Raw genomic sequence first — 18,276 nt, forward strand, 5'->3', positions numbered from 1 at the left:
GACGGCGGCACCGGCACTCACCATTGACCGGGCGTCGGCTCGGATGTTAGACAGCCCTGAGCGATATACGCAATGGGTGTTGCACATGTTGCAATCACATCGCCGACCGGACCCGCACCGAGGAGACCCCCATGGCCGCCGCGCACCACGTGACCGCTCTCGCCGACGAACCGGTCGACCACCGGTTCAAGGGCCTCCCGCCCGACGCCGGGGGCCTGACCGTCGGCGCCCTGGCCGCCGAGCGCCGCAACCTCTTCGACGGCGGGTTCACGACCCCCGTGCTCGCCCTGTCCGCCGAGAACGTGGAGCACAACCTCGCGCTCCTGGAGACGTACGCGGAGCGCCACGGCCTCGCGTTCGCCCCGCACGGCAAGACCTCGATGTCCCCGCAGCTCTTCGCCCGCCAGCTGGAGCACGGCGCGTGGGGCATCACGGCCGCCGTCCCCCACCAGGCCCGGGTCTACCGGGCGTTCGGGATCGGCCGGATCTTCCTCGCCAACGAGCTGGTCGACGCCGCCGCGCTGCGCTGGCTCGCGGGCGAGCTGGACGCCGACCCGGACTTCTCCTTCGTCTGCTACGTGGACTCCGTGCGCGGGGTCGAGCTGATGGACGAGGCCCTGCGTGCGGCGGGCGCCTCCCGCCCGGTCGACGTGGTGGTGGAGCTGGGCGCGGGCGAGGGCGCGCGCACCGGCGCCAGGACCGAGGCGGACTGCGCCGCCGTGGCCGACGCGGTGGCCGCGGCGCCGGCCCTGCGCCTGGTCGGCGTGGCGGGGTACGAGGGCGAGGTGCCGGAGGCGTCCGGCGACCGGGTCCGGGCCTGGCTGCGCCGGCTCGTCGCGCTCGCGGCGGACTTCGACGCGGCGGGCCGCTTCGGCGCGCTGGGGGCCGGCGAGCGCATCATGATCAGCGCGGGCGGCAGCGCGTGGTTCGACGCGGTGGCGGACGTGTTCGCCGAGATCCCGGAGCTCTCCGCGCCCGTGCTCAAGCTGCTGCGCTCGGGGGCGTACGTCTCCCACGACGACGGGCACTACCGCCACCTCACCCCGTTCAACCGCGTCCCGGAGGAGGGCGCGCTGCAGCCCGCGTTCCGGCTGTGGGCGCAGGTGGTGTCGCGCCCGTCCGCCGGGCAGGCGTTCCTCAACGCGGGCAAGCGGGACGCGGCGTACGACCTGGACCTGCCCGAGGCCCAGGTGGTGCGCTCGGGCCGGGACGGCTCGGTGCGCCCCGCCGAGGGGATCACCGTCACGGGCCTGTCCGACCAGCACACCTGGGTCCGCACGGACGACGGCGCCCGGCTTGAGGTCGGGGACTGGGTGGGCATGGGCCTGTCCCACCCCTGCACCAGCTTCGACAAGTGGCAGCTGATCCCGCTCGTGGAGGCGGACGGCACGGTCACGGACTTCGTCCGCACGTTCTTCTGAGCATTTCGAGCCCCTCCGGCTTCTGATCACTTCAAGCCCCTCCGGCGACAGAGGAGCGGGGGTCCGGGGCGGAGCCCCCGCTCCCGGACCCCGAAAGGCACCCATGGACCTCGTCATCCGCGACGCGACCGTCATCGACGGCACCGCCACCCCCTCCTACCGCGCCGACGTGGCCGTCACCGACGGCCGCATCGCGGAGATCCACCCCGAGGACTCCCCCGGCCCCCGCCCCGCGGGGAAGCGCACGGTGGACGCCGACGGCCTCGCCCTCTCCCCCGGCTTCATCGACATGCACGCCCACAGCGACCTGGCGCTGCTGCGCGACCCGGACCACAGTGCGAAGGCCGCCCAGGGCGTCACCCTGGAAGTCCTCGGCCAGGACGGCCTGTCGTACGCGCCCGTGGACGACCGCACGCTCGCCCAGGTCCGCCGCTCCATCTCCGGGTGGAACGGCGACGGCGAGGACATCGACTTCGACTGGCGCACCGTGGGCGGCTACCTGGACCGCCTGGACCGCCAGGGCATCGCGGTCAACGCGGCCTACCTCATCCCGCAGGGCACGGTCCGGATGTACGCGGTCGGCTGGGACGACCGGCCCGCGACCGCCGCCGAACTGGACCGGATGCGCCAACTCGTCGACCAGGGCATGCGCGAGGGCGCGGTCGGCATGTCCTCGGGCCTCACCTACACGCCCGGCATGTACGCGGACGACGCCGAACTCACCGAGCTGTGCCGGGTGGTGGCCGCCCACGGCGGCTACTACTGCCCGCACCACCGGTCGTACGGGGCCGGCGCCCTGGAGGCGTACGAGGAGATGGTGCGGCTCACCCGCAGCGCGGGCTGTTCCCTGCACCTGGCCCACGCGACCATGAACTTCGGGGTCAACGAGGGCCGCGCCCCCGACCTCCTCGCCCTCCTGGACGACGCGCTCGACGCGGGCGCCGACATCTCCCTCGACACCTACCCGTACACCCCCGGCTGCACGACCCTCGTCGCGATGCTGCCCAGCTGGGCGAGCGAGGGCGGCCCCGAGGCGGTCCTGGCCCGGCTGGCCGACGCGGAGACGGCCGCCCGCATCCGCCACGACCTGGAGGTGGTCGGGTCGGACGGCTGCCACGGGGTGCCGATCGAGTGGGAGACCATCGAGATCTCCGGCACCGGCGAACCCGCGCTCGCCGGGTACGTCGGCCGTACGGTGGCCGGGTCCGCGGCGCTGCGGGGCGAGGAGCCCTGGGTGACCGCGCGGCGGCTGCTGGTGGAGGACCGGCTCGGCACGACGATCCTCCAGCACGTGGGCCACGAGGAGAACGTCCGGCAGATCATGCGCCACCGCGTGCACACCGGCGGCAGCGACGGCATCCTCCAGGGCGACAAGCCGCACCCCCGGGCGTACGGCACCTTTCCCCACTACCTGGGCCGTTACGCACGCGAGTTGGGCATCCTCTCCCTGGAGGAGTGCGTCGCCCACCTCACGTCCCGCCCGGCGGCCCGGCTGCGCCTCCCCGACCGGGGCCTCGTACGCGAGGGCTACCGCGCCGACCTGGTCCTCTTCGACCCGGCGACGGTCGCGGCGGGCTCGACGTTCGAGGAGCCGCGCGTCCTGCCGTACGGCATCCCGCACGTGCTGATCGACGGCCGCTTCGTCATCGAGGACGGCAGGCGCACTCAGGTGCTGGCGGGCCGTGCGGTGCGCTCGGCGGGAGGCGCAGTGTAGTTTCTCCGGCCGCCGCCAGGGCAACCGGGAGTCATGAATATCTCTGCGACAGCCTCGAAGGGCCAGGGAAAGGCCCGGCAGGCGGGAAACAGCACAGCTGTGGAGGCGGCCGGCCGTGCGGGGTTCGTGGCACGCGGGGTCATCTACTTCCTGGTCGGCTTCCTCGCCCTGCGCATCGCGTTCAACGGCGGCGACAGCGACGGCAAGGGCGGCGGCGGCAAGCAGGCGGACCGGGGCGGGGCTCTCGCGGAGATCGCGCAGAAGCCCTTCGGCCACGTCCTGCTGTGGGTCCTGGGCATCGCGCTCGTGGGCATGGCCCTGTGGCGGCTGTCCGAGGCGGCCTTCGGCGCTGCCGGCCCGGACGGGCACAAGGCCACCAAGCGGGTGGCCTCCGGCGGACGGGCCGTCTTCTACGGCTTCGTCGCCTACTCGGTCCTGTCGTTCGCGGCCGGTGACAAGGGCAGCGGCAGCGGCAAGGGCGACGCCCGCTCCCAGGACGTCACGGCCCGGGTGCTGGACCTGCCGGGCGGGCGCTGGCTGGTGGGCGCGGCCGGGGTGGGCATCGCCTGCGCGGGCCTGTGGATCGCGGGCCGCGCGGCGCTGCGCAAGTTCCACAAGCACCTGCGGATGGACGACATGTCTCCGGTCATGCGGCGGGCCGTGGACACCACGGGGATCTTCGGCGGTGTCAGCCGCGGGCTCGTCTTCGCGGTCGCGGGAGGTTTCGCGGTGTCGGCCGCGGTGAAGGCGCGCTCCGGTGAGGCCAGGGGCATGGACGACACCCTGCGGTCCTTCAGCGCCACCCCGGCCGGCCCGTGGCTGCTGGCCCTGATAGCCGTCGGCCTGGTCGCCTTCGGCCTCTTCTCCCTCGCCAACGCCCGGTGGCGCAAGATCTGAACCGCGTGACGCACGACGAAGGGGCGGGGCCGCGAGGGCCCCGCCCCTTCTCATGTGCCGACGGTCACGGCTTGGGCAGCGTGCATCCCGAGCGGTTCAGGTCGAAGACGTTGCCGGTGCCGATGCACGCGGCGATGCCGTAGGTCTCCTGGGCGTAGTTGATGCCCTGGCGGACCGTCACCTGCCCGTTCTCGTCGACCTCGCACGGGTTGTTGTCCGTGCAGCGCTGACCGTCCTCGTTACCGGTGTTGTTGACGGCGACGACCTTGCCGGTGGCGTTGTCGATCACCGGCGAGCCGGAGGTCCCGCCGATGGTCTGGCAGGCGGAGGTGTAGCGGACCGAGTCCTTCCAGGTCCAGTTCCCCTCCTTGAGGCGGTAGACGAACCCGTCGACGTTGCAGCTGTACAGGCGCTTCCAGTACCCGGACGCGACGGTGATCGCGGTGCCCTGGACGGGGTGCGTGGTGCTCAGCTCCAGCGCCTTGATGCCGTAGCGGCTCTCGATCTGGGCGTACGTGGAGGTGAGCTGGTACACCGAGATGTCGGTGTCCGTCATCGTCCCGTACGCGATCTTGCTGGCCCGGACCGTGCCGACACCGCTGCCCGAGGCGTTGAGCAGGGTGAAGCTGCGGCTGGAGGAGCGGTTGAACACGACCGCGCCGGGGGCCGGGAAGCCTGTCTCCAGGCAGTGCCCGTTGGACAGCACGAGAGCGGGGTCGCTCTGCTGCGAGGCGGGCGTGCGGACGACCGAGCCGGAGCAGTTGCTGAGCGCAACGGTCCCGGCGAAGTTGACCGCCTTGGCCCGTATCTCCTTCTCGGCCTTGACCGCAGTGCGACCGGTCGGAGCCGCGGCTCCGACCGTGTCTGCCGGTGCCGCGCCGTGGCTCGTGGCCGCGGTCGCGGGGGCGATGCCCGCTCCGAGGAGCAGCACCGCGAAGAGTGCACCGACGAGAGGCTTTTTCATGTGGGGGTCCCCTCTTGTGACTGAACAGAGCGCGACTGGCCTCTGCGACCGAAGTTTCTTCGGTTTGACATGCGCATGTTGGCGTACGAAGAGGGGGCGCACAAGGGGCGGATTCCGGCCGCTCGTTCAGGTCACCAGGCCCTGGCGGTAGGCGTAGACCACGGCTTGGACGCGGTCGCGGAGCCCGAGCTTGGCGAGGATGCGCGAGACGAACGTCTTCACGGTCTCCTGACTGATCAGGAGCGCGGCCGCGATCTCGCTGTTGGAGAAGCCGTCCGCGATGAGGCGCAGGACCTCCAGTTCGCGCGGGGTCAGCGGGAGGTCGGACGAGGTGTCCCCGGTGGGGCGGATCCGGGCGGCGTACCGGCCGACCAGCCGGCGCGTGACCTCCGGATCGATCAGCGCCTGGCCCGCGTGCACGGTCCGGATGCCGTGCAGCAACTGGGCCGGCGGGGCGTCCTTGAGCAGGAACCCGCTCGCCCCGGCCCGCAGCGCCTCGTACACGTACTCGTCCAGGTTGAAGGTGGTCACCACGAGCACTTTGGCGGGCCGCTCCACGCCCGCCCCCGCCAGCAGGCGGGTCGCCTCGATGCCGTCGAGCTCCGGCATGCGGATGTCCATCACCACGACGTCCGGGTGCAGCCGCCCGGCCATCTCGACGGCGGTCCGCCCGTCCCCGCACTCGCCCGCCGCCTCCAGGTCGGGCTGGGCGTCGATGATCGTGGCCAGGCCGGTGCGGACGAGCACCTGGTCGTCGCAGACGAGGACCCGGACCGGTGCGGTCACCGCGCGCTCCCCGAGGGTATGCGTGCCCGCACGACGAAGCCGCCGTCCGGTCCGGGCTCCGCGCTGAACTCGCCGCCGAGGAGGCCGACCCGCTCACGCAGCCCGGCCAGCCCCCGCCCACTGCCCGCGGGCACCTCGGCGCGCCCGCCCGAACCGTCCGTGTCGACCGCCACGGCGATCTCTCCTCCCCCGTGCCGCACGAGCACCGAAATCCGTCCCCCCTGGGCGTACTTGAGCGCATTCGTCAGCGCCTCCTGCACCACACGGTAGGCCACGAGATCGGCGCTCCCGGCGGACTCGGCGGGGGAGCCCTCTTCGCTGAAGTCCACGTCCTGTCCCGCCCGCCGCGCCTGCTCGACCAGGCCCCGGATGCGGCCGGCGGACGGCTCCCGGGCCCCGGCGCCGTGGCCCGGGTCGAGCAGGTCGAGCAGGTGGCGCAGGTCGCTGACGGCCCGCCGCCCGGTGTCGGTGACGCTGCTCAGGGCGCCGTCGAGCCGGTCTGGCGCTGCGGTCAGATAGCGGGCCGCCTCGGCCTGGACGATCATCGCCGTCACGTGATGGGTCACCACGTCGTGCAACTCCCGTGCAATCCGGGCCCTTTCGGCGCTACGGCTCTCTTCCGCGACCCGGATCCGCCGGTCGGCCTCGGCGGCCCGGGTCGCACGCAGCCACGCCCCGACGCCCCAGACGAGGGCGAGCACCAGGTAGAACGTCAGGAACTCGTCCACCGGTTCGGTGCCGTACCGGTGCAGGGCGAGCGCCAGCGGCACGTACGCGGCGGTCAGGGCGAGCGCGACGGCACGGCGGTGACGGTCCAGATGGGCCCCCGCGCTCAGCACCGCGAAGGGCAGCGCGGTCCCGGCGACCAAGTGGTAGCCGCCCAGTTGGTCGACGGCGAAGCCCAGCGAGACCAGGGCCAGGCAGATCACCGGCCACCGCCGTCGCAGGGCGAGCGACAGGCTCTCCAGCACGGCGGCCACCGCGGCCAGCATGTCGAACGGACGCTCCGCCACGGCGCCCAGCTGCGTCCCGTGCCGGTGAAGAGCCGGAATGAGCGACAGGACGAGGAGGAGCAGCCCGAACGGCAGGTCGCGAACGGTGGGGTCGAGCCGCTGCCACCGCGCCGGACGGCGGACGGCAGTGCCCAACCGCCGCCATCGGGCCGGCAGTTCGCGAGGACTGATCACCGGGGCACTGTAGTGGCGGCCGGGGCCGGGGCGGGGCGCCGTCCGCCACGCGGCACCAGATGGCCGCGCCGGCGGGCCAGCCACAGGAACGCGAGCGTCACGAGGATCCCGAAGACCACGGAGTACACACTCGCCTCCGGGCCGAAGTCGCCGCCGGTGAGCAGCTCGGAGCCGGTGGCCGTCGAGTCCAGAAGACCCTGCGAGGCGCCGTTGCCCGAGACCTCCGAGCTGTAGATTCCCGCCGCGGCGAAGTTCCAGGCGAAGTGCAGGCCGATGGGCAGCCACAGACTGCGGGTGGCGGCGTACGCGGCGCCGAGCATGCCGCCCGCCTCGATCGCGATGGCGAGCGCGCCCCACAGGTTCGCGTCCGGGTTGGCCAGGTGCATCAGCCCGAACAGCAACCCGGTCGACGTCAGCGCGATCCAGGTCCCCGCGCGCTCCTCGACGATCCGGAACAGCACGCCGCGGAAGACCACTTCCTCGGTGACGGCGGCAGCGGCCATGAAGCCGACGAACCCGACCGCTCCCGTGACCGACCCCAGGCCGTTCACCTCGTAGTCCCCGAGGAGGGCAAGGTTCGCGACGACCGCCGTGAACAGCACCGACCCGATGAGCGCACCGCGCCCCAGGGCCGACGGCGCACCCTCCCGGGCCAGCTCGGTGACCCGGCGGCGCTCGGTGCGCCCCACCACCCACCGGTAGGCGACGACGGCGAGCACCGCCGTCACCAGGCCGGTCACGAGCGTGAGCCACGGATTGCCGTCCACCGCGCTGACGCACTGACCGCCGATCGCCCAGACCGCCACGACGGCGAGAAGCTGCCACACCACTCTCATGAGTCCCCCTCGGAAGTGCCCGCGGCGACCTGCCGCGGCTACCCCTGAACGCTATGAACGTCCGGCGCCGAAAGCGTCACCGCTGGGTGGACACCTGCGCGTAGCTCGCACGGGGGACAACGCGGGCCGACTAGGGTTTCGGCACCGCCGCCGCCTCCCGCGACAGCTGCACGGCCTGCCGCAGGCTCAGCCCCGGCTCGGCCTGGCGCAGCGCCTTGACCGCCGCCACCGCGTCGAGGGGCCCGGCGTACCCGCCCGACGTGATCCGCCGCGCGGCCCACCGCCCCCGGAGCTCCGCGTCCGGGACCCCGGTCCGCGCCTCGGCCAGCGCGAGGGCCCGCTCCAGGCCGGGGCGTTCCGTCTCGCCCGCCCGCGCCAGCTCCTCCCGCAGCGCGGCGACGACGGCGTCCGAGTCGCGCACCACGATCACGGCCATGTCCTTCTTCCCGTTTCCGATCATGTCCCGACCCTGCCCCGAAACGGTCCGGCGCTCACCGGTATTGAGCTGCTTCAGAGGTACGCGGGGACCAGGACCGATGGACGATGCCCGCCCCGTGCCGCGGGCGGAGGCGGCGGACCGGGGTCGGCGCCGCGCTGCGGGCCCGTACACGGGCCGACGGGTGGGAAGGGCAGCGTCCCGCACGACGGCGGCGCCCCGGAGAAGCGCACCCCCGCGGACACCACCACTCCGTGGCGCATCTCACCCGTCCCCGTCCGTCACACCGCCGCGCCACCCCATTCCAAGCCGCACGCCGCCCGCGACCGGGGTTCCCACGGTTCGCGGAAGGCGGGTGCATGGCGATGAAAGCCCGCACTGACGTGCACCCCTACCCGGCCGGGCCAACCGGCGGGCAAAGCCCGGGCGGGCCGTGAAACACAGTCGTAAGCTCGCTGACATGCAGGTCATCCAGTCCACCAAGCTCGCCAACGTCTGCTACGAGATCCGCGGACCCGTGCTGGAGGAGGCGATGCGGCTGGAGGCGGCCGGACATCGCATCCTCAAGCTGAACACCGGCAACCCCGCCGCGTTCGGCTTCGAGTGCCCGCCCGAGATCCTCGAGGACATCCTGCGCAACCTCTCCGGGGCGCACGGCTACGGCGACGCGAAGGGGCTGTTGTCCGCGCGCCGCGCGGTGATGCAGCACTACCAGACCAAGGGCATCGACCTGGACGTCGAGGACGTCTACCTGGGCAACGGCGTCTCGGAGCTGATCCAGATGTCGATGCAGGCGCTGCTCGACGACGGCGACGAGGTGCTGGTCCCGGCCCCGGACTACCCGCTGTGGACGGCCTCGGTCTCGCTGGCCGGCGGCACGGCCGTGCACTACCGCTGCGACGAGCAGTCCGACTGGATGCCCGACCTCGCCGACATCGAGCGGAAGATCACCGACCGCACCAAGGCGATGGTGATCATCAACCCGAACAACCCGACGGGTGCCGTCTACGACGACGAGATGCTGCGCGGGCTGACGGAGATCGCCCGCCGGCACAACCTGGTCGTCTGCTCCGACGAGATCTACGACCGCATCCTGTACGACGGCGCCACGCACACCCCCACCGCGACGATCGCCCCCGACCTGATGGTGCTCACCTTCAACGGGCTGTCGAAGAACTACCGGGTCGCCGGATACCGCTCGGGCTGGATGGCCGTCTGCGGGCCGAAGGCGCACGCCTCCTCGTACATCGAGGGGCTGACGATCCTGGCCAACATGCGGCTGTGCGCCAACATGCCCTCGCAGCACGCCGTGGCCACCGCCCTCGGCGGCCGGCAGTCGATCAACGACCTGGTGCTGCCGGGCGGCCGCATCCTGGAGCAGCGCGACGCGGCGTACGACCTGCTGACGCAGATCCCGGGTGTGACCTGCGTGAAGCCGAAGGGGGCGCTCTACCTCTTCCCCCGGCTCGACCCCAAGGTGTACAAGATCAAGGACGACCGCCAGATGGTCCTGGACCTGCTGCGGGCCGAGAAGATCATGGTGGTGCAGGGCACGGGCTTCAACTGGCCGGATCCCGACCATTTCCGCGTGGTGACGCTGCCCTCGACGGAGGACCTGACGGACGCGATCGGCCGGATCGCCCGCTTCCTGGACGGCTACAGCCAGGTGTAGCCGTACCGCCCCTCAGCCTTTTCTCGAAGATGGATAACTTTAGACTGAATCCAAGCTAGGATGGTTCTCACAGCACCACCAGGAGGCCATCCATGTACGAACCGATCCGCACCAAATCGGTCCACACACCGGCCGACCCCGCCGGCGACTTCCCGCACCGCACCCGCGAGGAGGAGCTGGACATCCAGCTCGCCGGACACCTGGCCGCCCTGCTCGCGGTCACCGACGAGCTGGGGCTCGGCGAGGCGGGCGACCGCATCGCCGGGCAGGTGGCCAGGCTGCGCGGTGCCCCGCCCGTCCGGCACGCCGGACTGAGCGACGCGCCCGCGACCGCCCTCCACCGCCGCGCCCACGCCCTCGCGGGCCGGGCCCTGGTGGTGGCGGCCTCGCGCGCCGACACGGCGGTCGCGATCCTGTCGGCCGAGCGCATGGACGCCCACACCGAGGCGCTCTCGGCCGACGCCCGCACGCCGCTGGTCGGCGCCCACTGACGGCCCCGGTCCACGCGCCCTCTGGGCGCGTGGACCGGGTGCCACCCAGGCCTCACGGGCCGCGCGAAGGCTCCTCCCGGGCCGCGCGTGTCGACTCGAAGGTCACGTCCCCGAGCTCACACTCGGCGGCGCCCCCCACCGGAACCGGACCGGTGACCCGCCCGGACGCCGTGGCGTCCACCGCCAGGTCGGCCACAGTGACACCGCCCTCCCCCGCGTCCACCCCGCGTCCCTTGCCGCTCCGCACATCCCTGAACACGACGTGCACGACGTAGGTCCCGCGCCGCGCCGCCTCACTCGTGACCCGTACGCCCGCCATCGGGCGGCCCGTCGCCCCGTCCCGGCCGCAGGAGGTGACGGTGACGTCCTCGTCCGGAAACCGCAGGCTCTCGTGGGCCTCGCCGGATGCCCGGATGTACGCGCCCAGGGTGCCGACCAGGCCCGCGATCAGCGCGCTCACGGTGACCAGAACCAGCGTCCAGCCGTGCGTACGGCGCCCGCCGAAGAGGGGCGGCCCGCCCTGCGACGTGTTCGGGTACGGCGGATACTGCATGCCGAGCGGCCCCCTCCGCTGCCGCGCGCCGGCGGCACGACCGGGCCAACCGTACGGCGGCGCGCATCACCCCTGCGGCTCCGCAGGGTCACAACACGACTACGAACGCGGCGGGCGGGCAGGCCGACGGCCCCCGAAGCGCTCGGGGGCCGTCGTCGTACGCAACGGGCGGCTCAGCCCAGGCGCTCCACCAGCGCGCGGTACTCGTCCCACAGCTCCTGCGGGGTGTGGTCGCCGAAGGTGTTGAGGTGTTCGGGGACCAGCGCCGCCTCCTCGCGCCAGACCTCCTTGTCCACCTTGAGCAGGAAGTCGAGGTCGGACTCGGACAGGTCGAGGCCCTCGGTGTCGATGGAGCCCTGCGCGGGAAGGATGCCGATCGGCGTCTCGACGCCCTCCGCCTTCCCCTCCAGGCGCTCCACGATCCACTTCAGGACGCGGCTGTTCTCGCCGAAGCCGGGCCACACGAACTTGCCGGCGTCGTTCTTGCGGAACCAGTTCACGTAGTAGATCTTCGGCAGCTTCGACTGGTCCGGCTTGTCCGCGCCGACCTTCAGCCAGTGGTTCATGTAGTCGCCCATGTTGTAGCCGCAGAACGGCAGCATGGCGAACGGGTCGCGGCGCAGCTCGCCGACCTTGCCCTCGGCGGCGGCGGTCTTCTCGGAGGCGACGTTCGCGCCGAGGAAGACACCGTGCTGCCAGTTGAAGGACTCGGTGACCAGCGGGACGGCCGAGGCGCGGCGGCCGCCGAAGAGGATGGCCGAGATCGGCACGCCCTTCGGGTCCTCCCACTCGGGCGCGATGATCGGACACTGCCCGGCCGGGACGGTGAAGCGGGCGTTGGGGTGGGCGGCGGGCGTCTCGGAGGCGGGCGTCCAGTCGTTGCCCTTCCAGTCCGTGAGGTGCGCGGGCGGCTCCTCGGTCATGCCCTCCCACCAGACGTCGCCGTCGTCGGTGAGCGCGACGTTGGTGAAGACGGAGTTGCCCCACATCGTCTTCATGGCGTTGGCGTTGGTGTGCTCGCCGGTACCGGGCGCGACGCCGAAGAAGCCGGCCTCCGGGTTGATCGCGTACAGCCGGCCGTCCTCGCCGAACCGCATCCACGCGATGTCGTCGCCGATGGTCTCGACGGTCCAGCCGGAGATCGTGGGCTCCAGCATGGCGAGGTTCGTCTTGCCACAGGCGCTCGGGAACGCGGCCGCCACGTACTTCGACTCACCGCGCGGCGGCGTGAGCTTCAGGATCAGCATGTGCTCGGCGAGCCAGCCCTCGTCGCGGGCCATGACGGAGGCGATGCGCAGCGCGTAGCACTTCTTGCCGAGCAGCGCGTTGCCGCCGTAGCCGGAGCCGTACGACCAGATCTCGCGGTCCTCGGGGAAGTGCGAGATGTACTTGGTCTCGTTGCAGGGCCACGGGACGTCCTCCTGGCCCTCCGCCAGGGGCGCGCCCAGCGTGTGGACGGCCTTCACGAAGAAGCCGTCGGAGCCGAGTTCGTCGAGCACGGGCTGCCCCATGCGCGTCATGGTGCGCATCGAGACGGCGACGTACGCGGAGTCGGTGATCTCGACGCCGATCGCGGACAGCGGCGAGCCGAGCGGGCCCATGCAGAAGGGGACGACGTACATGGTCCGGCCGCGCATCGAGCCGCGGAAGACGCCCTGCTCGCCCACGAAGATCTCCCGCATCTCGGCGGGGTCCTTCCAGTGGTTCGTCGGGCCGGCGTCCTCCTCCTTCTCGGAGCAGATGAACGTACGGGTCTCGACGCGGGCGACGTCGCTCGGGTCGGAGGCCGCGTAGTAGGAGTTCGGGCGCTTGATCTCGTCGAGCTTGGTGAAGGTGCCCTTCGCGACGAGCTCCTCGCACAGGCGCTCGTACTCGGCCTCGGAACCGTCGCACCAGACCACCCGGTCCGGTTCGGTGAGTGCCGCGATCTCGTCCACCCAGGAGATCAGCTCCTGGTGGTTGGTGGGAACAGTGAGGGGAGCCGCGATGTCGCGCGCCACGATCGCTCCTTGGTGAGGGTGTATTCGGTTGGTGCTCCTACTGCCCCGTGGGGGCTGCGACCCGGATGCGTGTACCCCTTCGAATTCCCCTGGCGCTCATCCGGTGCCGACCGCACTCATTTGATCATCCGACCCTCGCGCCCATATGTCCAGAGGGCCGCCCATGTGAGCATCCACACTCCGTTCCGGCCCATATCCGGTACCTACGGAGGCGTAGGTACGATGCGGGAATGACTGCTGCCGCTGCCGCACCCGACAACGCCGGCCCCCGCGCGACCACACCCGACGCCCCGCTGAAGCCCCTGATGCGCGGCTGGCTGCACGCCGGCATGTTCCCCGCCGTGGTCATCGCGGGCATCGTGCTCGTCGCCCTCTCGGACAGCACCCGGGGCCGGATCGCCTGTTCGATCTACGTCCTGACCGCGTGCCTGCTCTTCGGCGTGAGCGCGGTCTACCACCGGGGTACGTGGGGGCCGCGCGGCGAAGCCGTCCTGCGCAGGCTCGACCACGCCAACATCTTCCTGATCATCGCGGGCACCTACACGCCGCTCACCCTGCTCCTGCTCCCCGAGTCCACCGGCACCCCGCTGCTTTGGGCGGTGTGGACGGCGGCGCTCGCGGGCATAGCCTTCCGGGTCTTCTGGGTCGGCGCCCCACGCTGGCTGTACACCCCCTGCTACATCGCGATGGGCTGGGCGGCGGTCTTCTTCCTGCCCGACTTCATGCGGACCGGCGGGATCGCCGTGCTGGTGCTGGTCGTCGTCGGCGGCGTGCTCTACAGCGCGGGCGGCGTCATCTACGGCATCAAGCGGCCGAACCCGTCGCCGCGCTGGTTCGGCTTCCACGAGGTCTTCCACTCGCTGACGCTGGCCGCCTTCGTGGTGCACTACATCGGCATCTCGCTGGTGGCGTACAACCACAGCTGACGCGGCCGCGACATGTGCCCGACAATGGGCCCATGGCCGCCACCTCCCGTCCCCTCTCCCCCGGCGCGCAGCCGATGGGCTTGCGCGAGCGCAAGAAGCTCAAGACCCGGACGGCGATCCGGGAGGCGACACACCGCCTCCTCGAGGCGCGGGGTTACGAGGCCACGACGATCGAGCAGATCGCGGAGGCGGCCGAGGTCTCGCCGAGCACGGTGTTCCGGTACTTCGCGTCGAAGGAGGACATCGTCCTCACCGACGAGCACGACCCGGTCATGGAGGCCCTGCTCCGCGGCCGCCCGGCGGGCGAACCGCCGCTGGAGTCGGTACGCGTCGTGATGCGGGAGGCGCTGACCACGTTTCTCGCCACGGACGACGGGGACCTGCGCCGGCGCACCCGGCTGATGGTCGAGGTCCCCGCCGTCCGCGCCCGGATGACGGAGACGATGTCGGACACGGCACGGGACCTGGCCCGGGTCCTCGCCGACCGCACCGGCCGCGCCCCGGACGACCTGCGCGTCCGGGTCTTCGTCGCGGCGGTCCTGGGCGCCCTCCGCGAGGCCACGCTGCACTGGGCGGAGCACGGCCAGGAGGGCGACCTCCTGACCCGGGTGAACGAGGCGCTGGACGCGCTGGAGGGCGGGTTGCGGCTCTGAGGGGCCGGGCCGGGCCCTGCCCCCGGGCCTGTCGGGCGACCCGGTCACCCCGGTCAGAGAGTCAGACCGCCCCGCCCAGCGCCCGGGCCAGCGCCTCCGGGTCCGTCGTCGGCGCCTCGCAGACGAAGTGGCGGCAGACGTACGCGGTCGGCGCGCCGTCCGCCGACGGCCGGTCCGCCAGCAGCGGGAACTCCGCGCCGCCCGACTCCCCCGCCGCGACCACCGCGCCGGGCGCCCGCCCCAGAAGCGCCGTCCGGTGCAGCTCGCCGCCGACCGGACCGGCGACGGCCACCTCGCGCGGGCCGTCGAGCAGCGCCTCGGCCACCGCGAGCCCCCAGCCGATGAAGCGCGGCGCGCGCGGGCCCAGCGCCTTCACGACGCCCAGCGCCTCCTCGGCGGCGGTGCGGTGGGGCTCGGAGCCGGTGTGCGCGGCGTACGAGAGGAGCGCCCCCGCGGCGGCCGTCCAGCCGGCCGGGGTCGCGCTGTCGGTGGGGTCCTGGGGGCGCCGGATCAGCTGCTCGGCGTCGTCCGCGGTGTCGTACAGCTGGCCGCCCTCGCCCCGGAAGTGCTGGAGCACGATGTCGAGCAGGAACCCGGCGAACTCCAGCCAGGCGCCCTCCCCGGTGACCGCGGCCAGCGCGAGGAAGCCCTCCGCGACGTCCCCGTAGTCCTCCAGCACCCCGGCGTGCTCACCGGCGCGCCCGTCCTTGGACGTGCGGACCAGCCGGGCGACGGGGCCCATGTGCACCCGCACCAGCAGGTCGGCGGCCTCGGTGGCGCGCTCGACGAGGTCGGGCCGGTCGAAGTAGGCGCCCGCCTCCGCGAGGGCGGCGATGGCCAGCCCGTTCCAGGCGGCGACGATCTTGTCGTCCCGCCCGGGGCGCGGCCGCGCCTCACGGGCGGCGAGCAGCCGCTCGCGTACGCCGGCGGCGCGGGGGGCGTCGGGGCCGCCGGACCGGCCGGGTTCGCCGGACTCGCCGGTTTCACCGGATTCGCCGGGTTCGCCGGGTTCGCCCGGAAGCTGGAGCACCGAGGATCCCTCCTCGAAGGTGCCCTCCTCGGTCACCCCGAAGTACGCGGCGGCGAACGCGGCGTCCTCCTCGCCCAGCACCTCGCGCAGCTGCGCCGGCGTCCACACGTAGTACGCGCCCTCGACGTGCCGCCCGGCCGCGTCCTCGCTGTCGGCGTCCAGCGCGGAGGCGAACCCGCCCTCGGGCGTGCGCAGCTCGCGCACCATGAAGTCGGCGGTCTCCAGGGCGACCCGCCGGGCGAGTTCGGACCCGGTTGACCTCCACAGGTGCGCGTACACGCGGCAGAGCAGCGCGTTGTCGTACAGCATCTTCTCGAAGTGCGGCACGACCCAGTCGCGGTCCACGGAGTACCGGGCGAATCCGCCGCCGAGCTGGTCGTAGATCCCGCCCCGGGCCATCGCCTCGCAGGTGTCGGCGGCCATCTGAAGGGCACCGTCCGCCCCGGTGCGGGCGTGGTGCCGCAGCAGGAACTCCAGCGCCATGGACGGCGGGAACTTCGGCGCCCCGCCGAACCCGCCGCGCTTCTCGTCGTACTCCCGGGTCAGCCCCAGCAGCGCCTGCGCGAGCTCCGCCTCCCCGGGCGACCCTTCGCCGCCGTGCGCGAGGCTGCGCTCGGACAGGTCCCGCACGATCCGCCCGGCCACCTCGCCGACCTCGTCGCGCCGCCCGGTCCAGGCCGCGGTGACCCCCTCGAGCACCTGCCGGAACGACGGCATGCCGTGCCGGGACTCGGGCGGGAAGTAGGTCCCGAAGTAGAACGGCTCCGCGTCGGCGGTGAGGAACACGGTCATCGGCCACCCGCCCTGCCCGGTCGCCGCCTGCACCGCCTCCATGTACACGGCATCCACATCGGGCCGCTCCTCGCGGTCCACCTTCACGGACACGAAGTGCTCGTTCATGTACGCGGCGGTCGCCTCGTCCTCGAACGACTCGTGCGCCATGACGTGACACCAGTGGCACGAGGAGTACCCGACACTGAGCAGCACGGGCACGTCCCGCCGCCGCGCCTCTTCGAACGCCTCGGGCGACCAGGGCCACCAGTCGACCGGATTGTCAGCATGCTGAAGCAGATACGGCGAGGTCACACCAGCCAACCGGTTCATACGGGCCAGCCTCTCACAGTGCCCCGCACCGGCATGGGGACCTCGCGGAGGCGGCCTTCCCGGACCACAGGACAGTAGGCTGAGGCGGAACTGTTCCGGCTCCTCGAAGGAGGTACACCGTGACTGCCGAGATGGTGGCGCCCGAGTGGATGCACACGCAGATCAGCGCGGAGCAGTACGACTCCTGGTCCGAGGAGCAGTGCGCCGGCATCGAGATCGTGGACGGGATGGTCGTCGTGAGCCCGAGCGCCTCCAAGCGCCACAACCGGCTGGCCCGCTTCCTGGCCAACGCTCTGGACGCCGCCGCGGGCCCGGACTGGAACGCCGACACGGACTTCGACGTCCGCCTGCAGGACGTCCCCCTCACCAACCGCCGCCCGGACGTCACGGTGTACCGGGCTGACACCATCGACCTCACACCGACTCGCCCCGAACACGTCCTCCTGGTCGTCGAGGTCGTGTCACCCGGTTCGGAAACCACGGACAGGGTCGTGAAGGTCGACCAGTACGCCAAGGCGGGCATCCCGTTCTACTGGCGCATCGAACAGGCCGCGACCGGTGTCCCGATCATCTACACGTACGTTCTCGACCCCGCCGCCAACGCCTACAGGGACGGTGAGATGTTCACGGGCACGGTAAGGGCCAACGCGCCCTTCTCCGTCACGGTCGACCTCGGAGTCTTGTAAGGAAGCGAGAAGCCGCTCGCCTGACCGCCACGCTCCTAGGAAGGCAGGCCCTGTTCGGCTGGTCGACGCCACCATTCGGTGGACTTGAAGCAGCCCATGAGCCAGTGGGCTTCGGCACTGTCAAGGATGACAGCCCCGATCGACGGAACGACATCGAGGCGAAGCGTTCGCTCCTGGATGCGCACAGGCTCCCAGTCGAGGTCGTGATGCAGCAGCATCGCAAACGGCTCACCACGCTTTTGCCAGAAGACCATAGGCTCACCACACTCGTTAACAAACGGTTTGACGATGTCGCCCGGATCGAACTCGACGTCCGCCATGTCCGCCCACCTGCCAACACCCTCGCGCTCGCGAGCCAGGTAGTTTCGCATTCTCACGAGGAATGCCTCGAAGGTTGAATCATCCAGAACGGACTCCCGTCGAACGACAACGGAGTTCAGTACCTTGCGCAGCGCTTCGGCTCGGCGGAGCTGACGAGTCGCGTTGGCCCAGAAGAGGCCGCCCCGCTCAGGATCATGAACGACGCAGAGCACCGGCAGGCCGGCCTCTCGCCAGTTGTCTCCGTGATCCCCGACCTTGACCCGATACCCCCGTCGAGTGCGCGTCGAGACCCCGCCCTTGACCTGCACGGCCAGAGAGTCCGCCGTTCGTTGTCCGTCTTGGACGAAGGTTACGTGCAGATCCTCCCCGTGGTCGTTCGCTCCATCAATCTCCTGCACGATGTGGCCGTTCCGCTCCAACAACGAACGCACCTCATTCACGGCCATGCGTCCGACACGCCGAGTCTCAGGAACCCTAGGCATTTCTCCCCCTCTTGATCCATTCGCTCAAGGCTAGAGCAGTACACCGACACGCAGGCCAAACTTCCGCCCGACCGCACAGCAGGCAAAGCTTCGTAGCTCGTGGAGCAGGGCTGCAGG

General features: G+C 71.7%; 17 protein-coding genes. 8 read left to right on the forward strand and 9 right to left on the reverse strand.

The genetic code is table 11. The features are described 5' to 3' along the window. Window positions 1-131: 131 nt before the first annotated feature. The 3 genes from BLW14_RS11205 to BLW14_RS11215 all read left to right on the forward strand — a co-directional run bounded on the left by BLW14_RS11205 (window position 132) and on the right by BLW14_RS11215 (window position 4,032). Entirely contained in the window at window positions 132-1,421 is a 1,290-nt protein-coding gene (locus BLW14_RS11205) for an alanine racemase (RefSeq protein ID WP_093706756.1), read from the forward strand. Window positions 1,422-1,524: 103 nt separating this feature from the next. Next, window positions 1,525-3,135, forward strand: a complete 1,611-nt coding sequence (locus BLW14_RS11210) for an N-acyl-D-amino-acid deacylase family protein (RefSeq protein WP_093706758.1) — start codon at window positions 1,525-1,527, stop codon at window positions 3,133-3,135. A gap of 33 nt (window positions 3,136-3,168) precedes the next feature. Beyond that, complete coding sequence (locus BLW14_RS11215; RefSeq protein ID WP_177153950.1) at window positions 3,169-4,032, forward strand: DUF1206 domain-containing protein; 864 nt, start codon at window positions 3,169-3,171, stop codon at window positions 4,030-4,032. A gap of 64 nt (window positions 4,033-4,096) precedes the next feature. Here BLW14_RS11215 and BLW14_RS11220 read toward each other — a convergent pair whose 3' ends face one another. From BLW14_RS11220 to BLW14_RS11240, 5 genes are all read right to left on the reverse strand, one after another. Then, on the reverse strand, window positions 4,097-4,996 hold the full coding sequence (locus BLW14_RS11220; protein WP_093706762.1) for a S1 family peptidase: 900 nt from the start codon (window positions 4,994-4,996) through the stop codon (window positions 4,097-4,099). A gap of 126 nt (window positions 4,997-5,122) precedes the next feature. Beyond that, window positions 5,123-5,782, reverse strand: a complete 660-nt coding sequence (locus tag BLW14_RS11225) for a response regulator (RefSeq protein WP_093706764.1) — start codon at window positions 5,780-5,782, stop codon at window positions 5,123-5,125. After that, complete coding sequence (locus BLW14_RS11230) at window positions 5,779-6,930, reverse strand: sensor histidine kinase (RefSeq protein WP_093706766.1); 1,152 nt, start codon at window positions 6,928-6,930, stop codon at window positions 5,779-5,781. Before BLW14_RS11230 ends, BLW14_RS11225 begins: the two co-directional genes overlap by 4 nt. A 35-nt stretch (window positions 6,931-6,965) precedes the next feature. Then, entirely contained in the window at window positions 6,966-7,805 is an 840-nt protein-coding gene (locus tag BLW14_RS11235) for a CPBP family intramembrane glutamic endopeptidase (RefSeq protein WP_177153951.1), read from the reverse strand. Window positions 7,806-7,935: 130 nt separating this feature from the next. Beyond that, on the reverse strand, window positions 7,936-8,265 hold the full coding sequence (locus BLW14_RS11240; protein WP_093706770.1) for a hypothetical protein: 330 nt from the start codon (window positions 8,263-8,265) through the stop codon (window positions 7,936-7,938). Window positions 8,266-8,701: 436 nt separating this feature from the next. Here BLW14_RS11240 and BLW14_RS11245 point away from each other — a divergent pair, with 436 nt between their 5' ends. Together BLW14_RS11245 and BLW14_RS11250 are read left to right on the forward strand one after the other, a co-directional pair. Beyond that, window positions 8,702-9,913 carry a pyridoxal phosphate-dependent aminotransferase gene (locus tag BLW14_RS11245; RefSeq protein WP_018519074.1) on the forward strand — a complete coding sequence of 404 codons (1,212 nt, stop codon included), beginning with the start codon at window positions 8,702-8,704 and terminating at the stop codon, window positions 9,911-9,913. Between the two features lie 92 nt (window positions 9,914-10,005). Beyond that, the gene (locus tag BLW14_RS11250) at window positions 10,006-10,404 is read left to right on the forward strand and encodes an SCO4983 family protein (RefSeq protein ID WP_093706772.1); all 399 of its coding nucleotides are present in this window, start codon (window positions 10,006-10,008) and stop codon (window positions 10,402-10,404) included. Between the two features lie 52 nt (window positions 10,405-10,456). On the opposite strand, the gene BLW14_RS11255 is transcribed toward BLW14_RS11250, so the two are convergent. Both BLW14_RS11255 and BLW14_RS11260 read right to left on the reverse strand, forming a co-directional pair. Beyond that, complete coding sequence (locus tag BLW14_RS11255; protein ID WP_093706774.1) at window positions 10,457-10,957, reverse strand: hypothetical protein; 501 nt, start codon at window positions 10,955-10,957, stop codon at window positions 10,457-10,459. Window positions 10,958-11,130: 173 nt separating this feature from the next. Next, window positions 11,131-12,957 carry a phosphoenolpyruvate carboxykinase (GTP) gene (locus BLW14_RS11260; RefSeq protein WP_093706776.1) on the reverse strand — a complete coding sequence of 609 codons (1,827 nt, stop codon included), beginning with the start codon at window positions 12,955-12,957 and terminating at the stop codon, window positions 11,131-11,133. A 230-nt stretch (window positions 12,958-13,187) separates the two neighbouring features. Here BLW14_RS11260 and BLW14_RS11265 point away from each other — a divergent pair, with 230 nt between their 5' ends. Together BLW14_RS11265 and BLW14_RS11270 are read left to right on the forward strand one after the other, a co-directional pair. Continuing rightward, a complete protein-coding gene (locus tag BLW14_RS11265; RefSeq protein ID WP_093706778.1) occupies window positions 13,188-13,883 on the forward strand; it encodes a PAQR family membrane homeostasis protein TrhA in 696 nt (231 codons plus the stop codon). A gap of 32 nt (window positions 13,884-13,915) precedes the next feature. Continuing rightward, entirely contained in the window at window positions 13,916-14,536 is a 621-nt protein-coding gene (locus BLW14_RS11270) for an acyl-CoA-like ligand-binding transcription factor (RefSeq protein WP_093706780.1), read from the forward strand. Between the two features lie 61 nt (window positions 14,537-14,597). On the opposite strand, the gene BLW14_RS11275 is transcribed toward BLW14_RS11270, so the two are convergent. Beyond that, window positions 14,598-16,670, reverse strand: a complete 2,073-nt coding sequence (locus tag BLW14_RS11275; RefSeq protein WP_093706782.1) for a thioredoxin domain-containing protein — start codon at window positions 16,668-16,670, stop codon at window positions 14,598-14,600. 119 nt (window positions 16,671-16,789) lie between these two features. Here BLW14_RS11275 and BLW14_RS11280 point away from each other — a divergent pair, with 119 nt between their 5' ends. After that, window positions 16,790-17,356 (forward strand): Uma2 family endonuclease, encoded by a 567-nt coding sequence (locus BLW14_RS11280; protein WP_093706784.1) that lies wholly within the window; start codon window positions 16,790-16,792, stop codon window positions 17,354-17,356. A gap of 35 nt (window positions 17,357-17,391) precedes the next feature. Here BLW14_RS11280 and BLW14_RS11285 read toward each other — a convergent pair whose 3' ends face one another. Continuing rightward, complete coding sequence (locus BLW14_RS11285) at window positions 17,392-18,123, reverse strand: DUF4365 domain-containing protein (RefSeq protein ID WP_093706786.1); 732 nt, start codon at window positions 18,121-18,123, stop codon at window positions 17,392-17,394. Window positions 18,124-18,276: the final 153 nt, after the last annotated feature.

The organism is Streptomyces sp. 2131.1 (genome assembly GCF_900105515.1).
GTDB lineage: Bacteria > Actinomycetota > Actinomycetes > Streptomycetales > Streptomycetaceae > Streptomyces > Streptomyces drozdowiczii.

What these genes read in the sequence shown, in the direction of transcription:
- BLW14_RS11205 (WP_093706756.1), top strand. Translation starts at nt 132, where the DNA reads ATGGCCGCCGCGCACCACGTGACCGCTCTCGCCGACGAACCGGTCGAC.
- BLW14_RS11210 (WP_093706758.1), top strand. Translation starts at nt 1,525, where the DNA reads ATGGACCTCGTCATCCGCGACGCGACCGTCATCGACGGCACCGCCACC.
- BLW14_RS11215 (WP_177153950.1), top strand. Translation starts at nt 3,169, where the DNA reads ATGAATATCTCTGCGACAGCCTCGAAGGGCCAGGGAAAGGCCCGGCAG.
- BLW14_RS11220 (WP_093706762.1), bottom strand. Translation starts at nt 4,996, where the DNA reads ATGAAAAAGCCTCTCGTCGGTGCACTCTTCGCGGTGCTGCTCCTCGGA.
- BLW14_RS11235 (WP_177153951.1), bottom strand. Translation starts at nt 7,805, where the DNA reads ATGAGAGTGGTGTGGCAGCTTCTCGCCGTCGTGGCGGTCTGGGCGATC.
- BLW14_RS11240 (WP_093706770.1), bottom strand. Translation starts at nt 8,265, where the DNA reads ATGATCGGAAACGGGAAGAAGGACATGGCCGTGATCGTGGTGCGCGAC.
- BLW14_RS11245 (WP_018519074.1), top strand. Translation starts at nt 8,702, where the DNA reads ATGCAGGTCATCCAGTCCACCAAGCTCGCCAACGTCTGCTACGAGATC.
- BLW14_RS11250 (WP_093706772.1), top strand. Translation starts at nt 10,006, where the DNA reads ATGTACGAACCGATCCGCACCAAATCGGTCCACACACCGGCCGACCCC.
- BLW14_RS11255 (WP_093706774.1), bottom strand. Translation starts at nt 10,957, where the DNA reads ATGCAGTATCCGCCGTACCCGAACACGTCGCAGGGCGGGCCGCCCCTC.
- BLW14_RS11265 (WP_093706778.1), top strand. Translation starts at nt 13,188, where the DNA reads ATGACTGCTGCCGCTGCCGCACCCGACAACGCCGGCCCCCGCGCGACC.
- BLW14_RS11270 (WP_093706780.1), top strand. Translation starts at nt 13,916, where the DNA reads ATGGCCGCCACCTCCCGTCCCCTCTCCCCCGGCGCGCAGCCGATGGGC.
- BLW14_RS11275 (WP_093706782.1), bottom strand. Translation starts at nt 16,670, where the DNA reads ATGAACCGGTTGGCTGGTGTGACCTCGCCGTATCTGCTTCAGCATGCT.
- BLW14_RS11285 (WP_093706786.1), bottom strand. Translation starts at nt 18,123, where the DNA reads ATGGCCGTGAATGAGGTGCGTTCGTTGTTGGAGCGGAACGGCCACATC.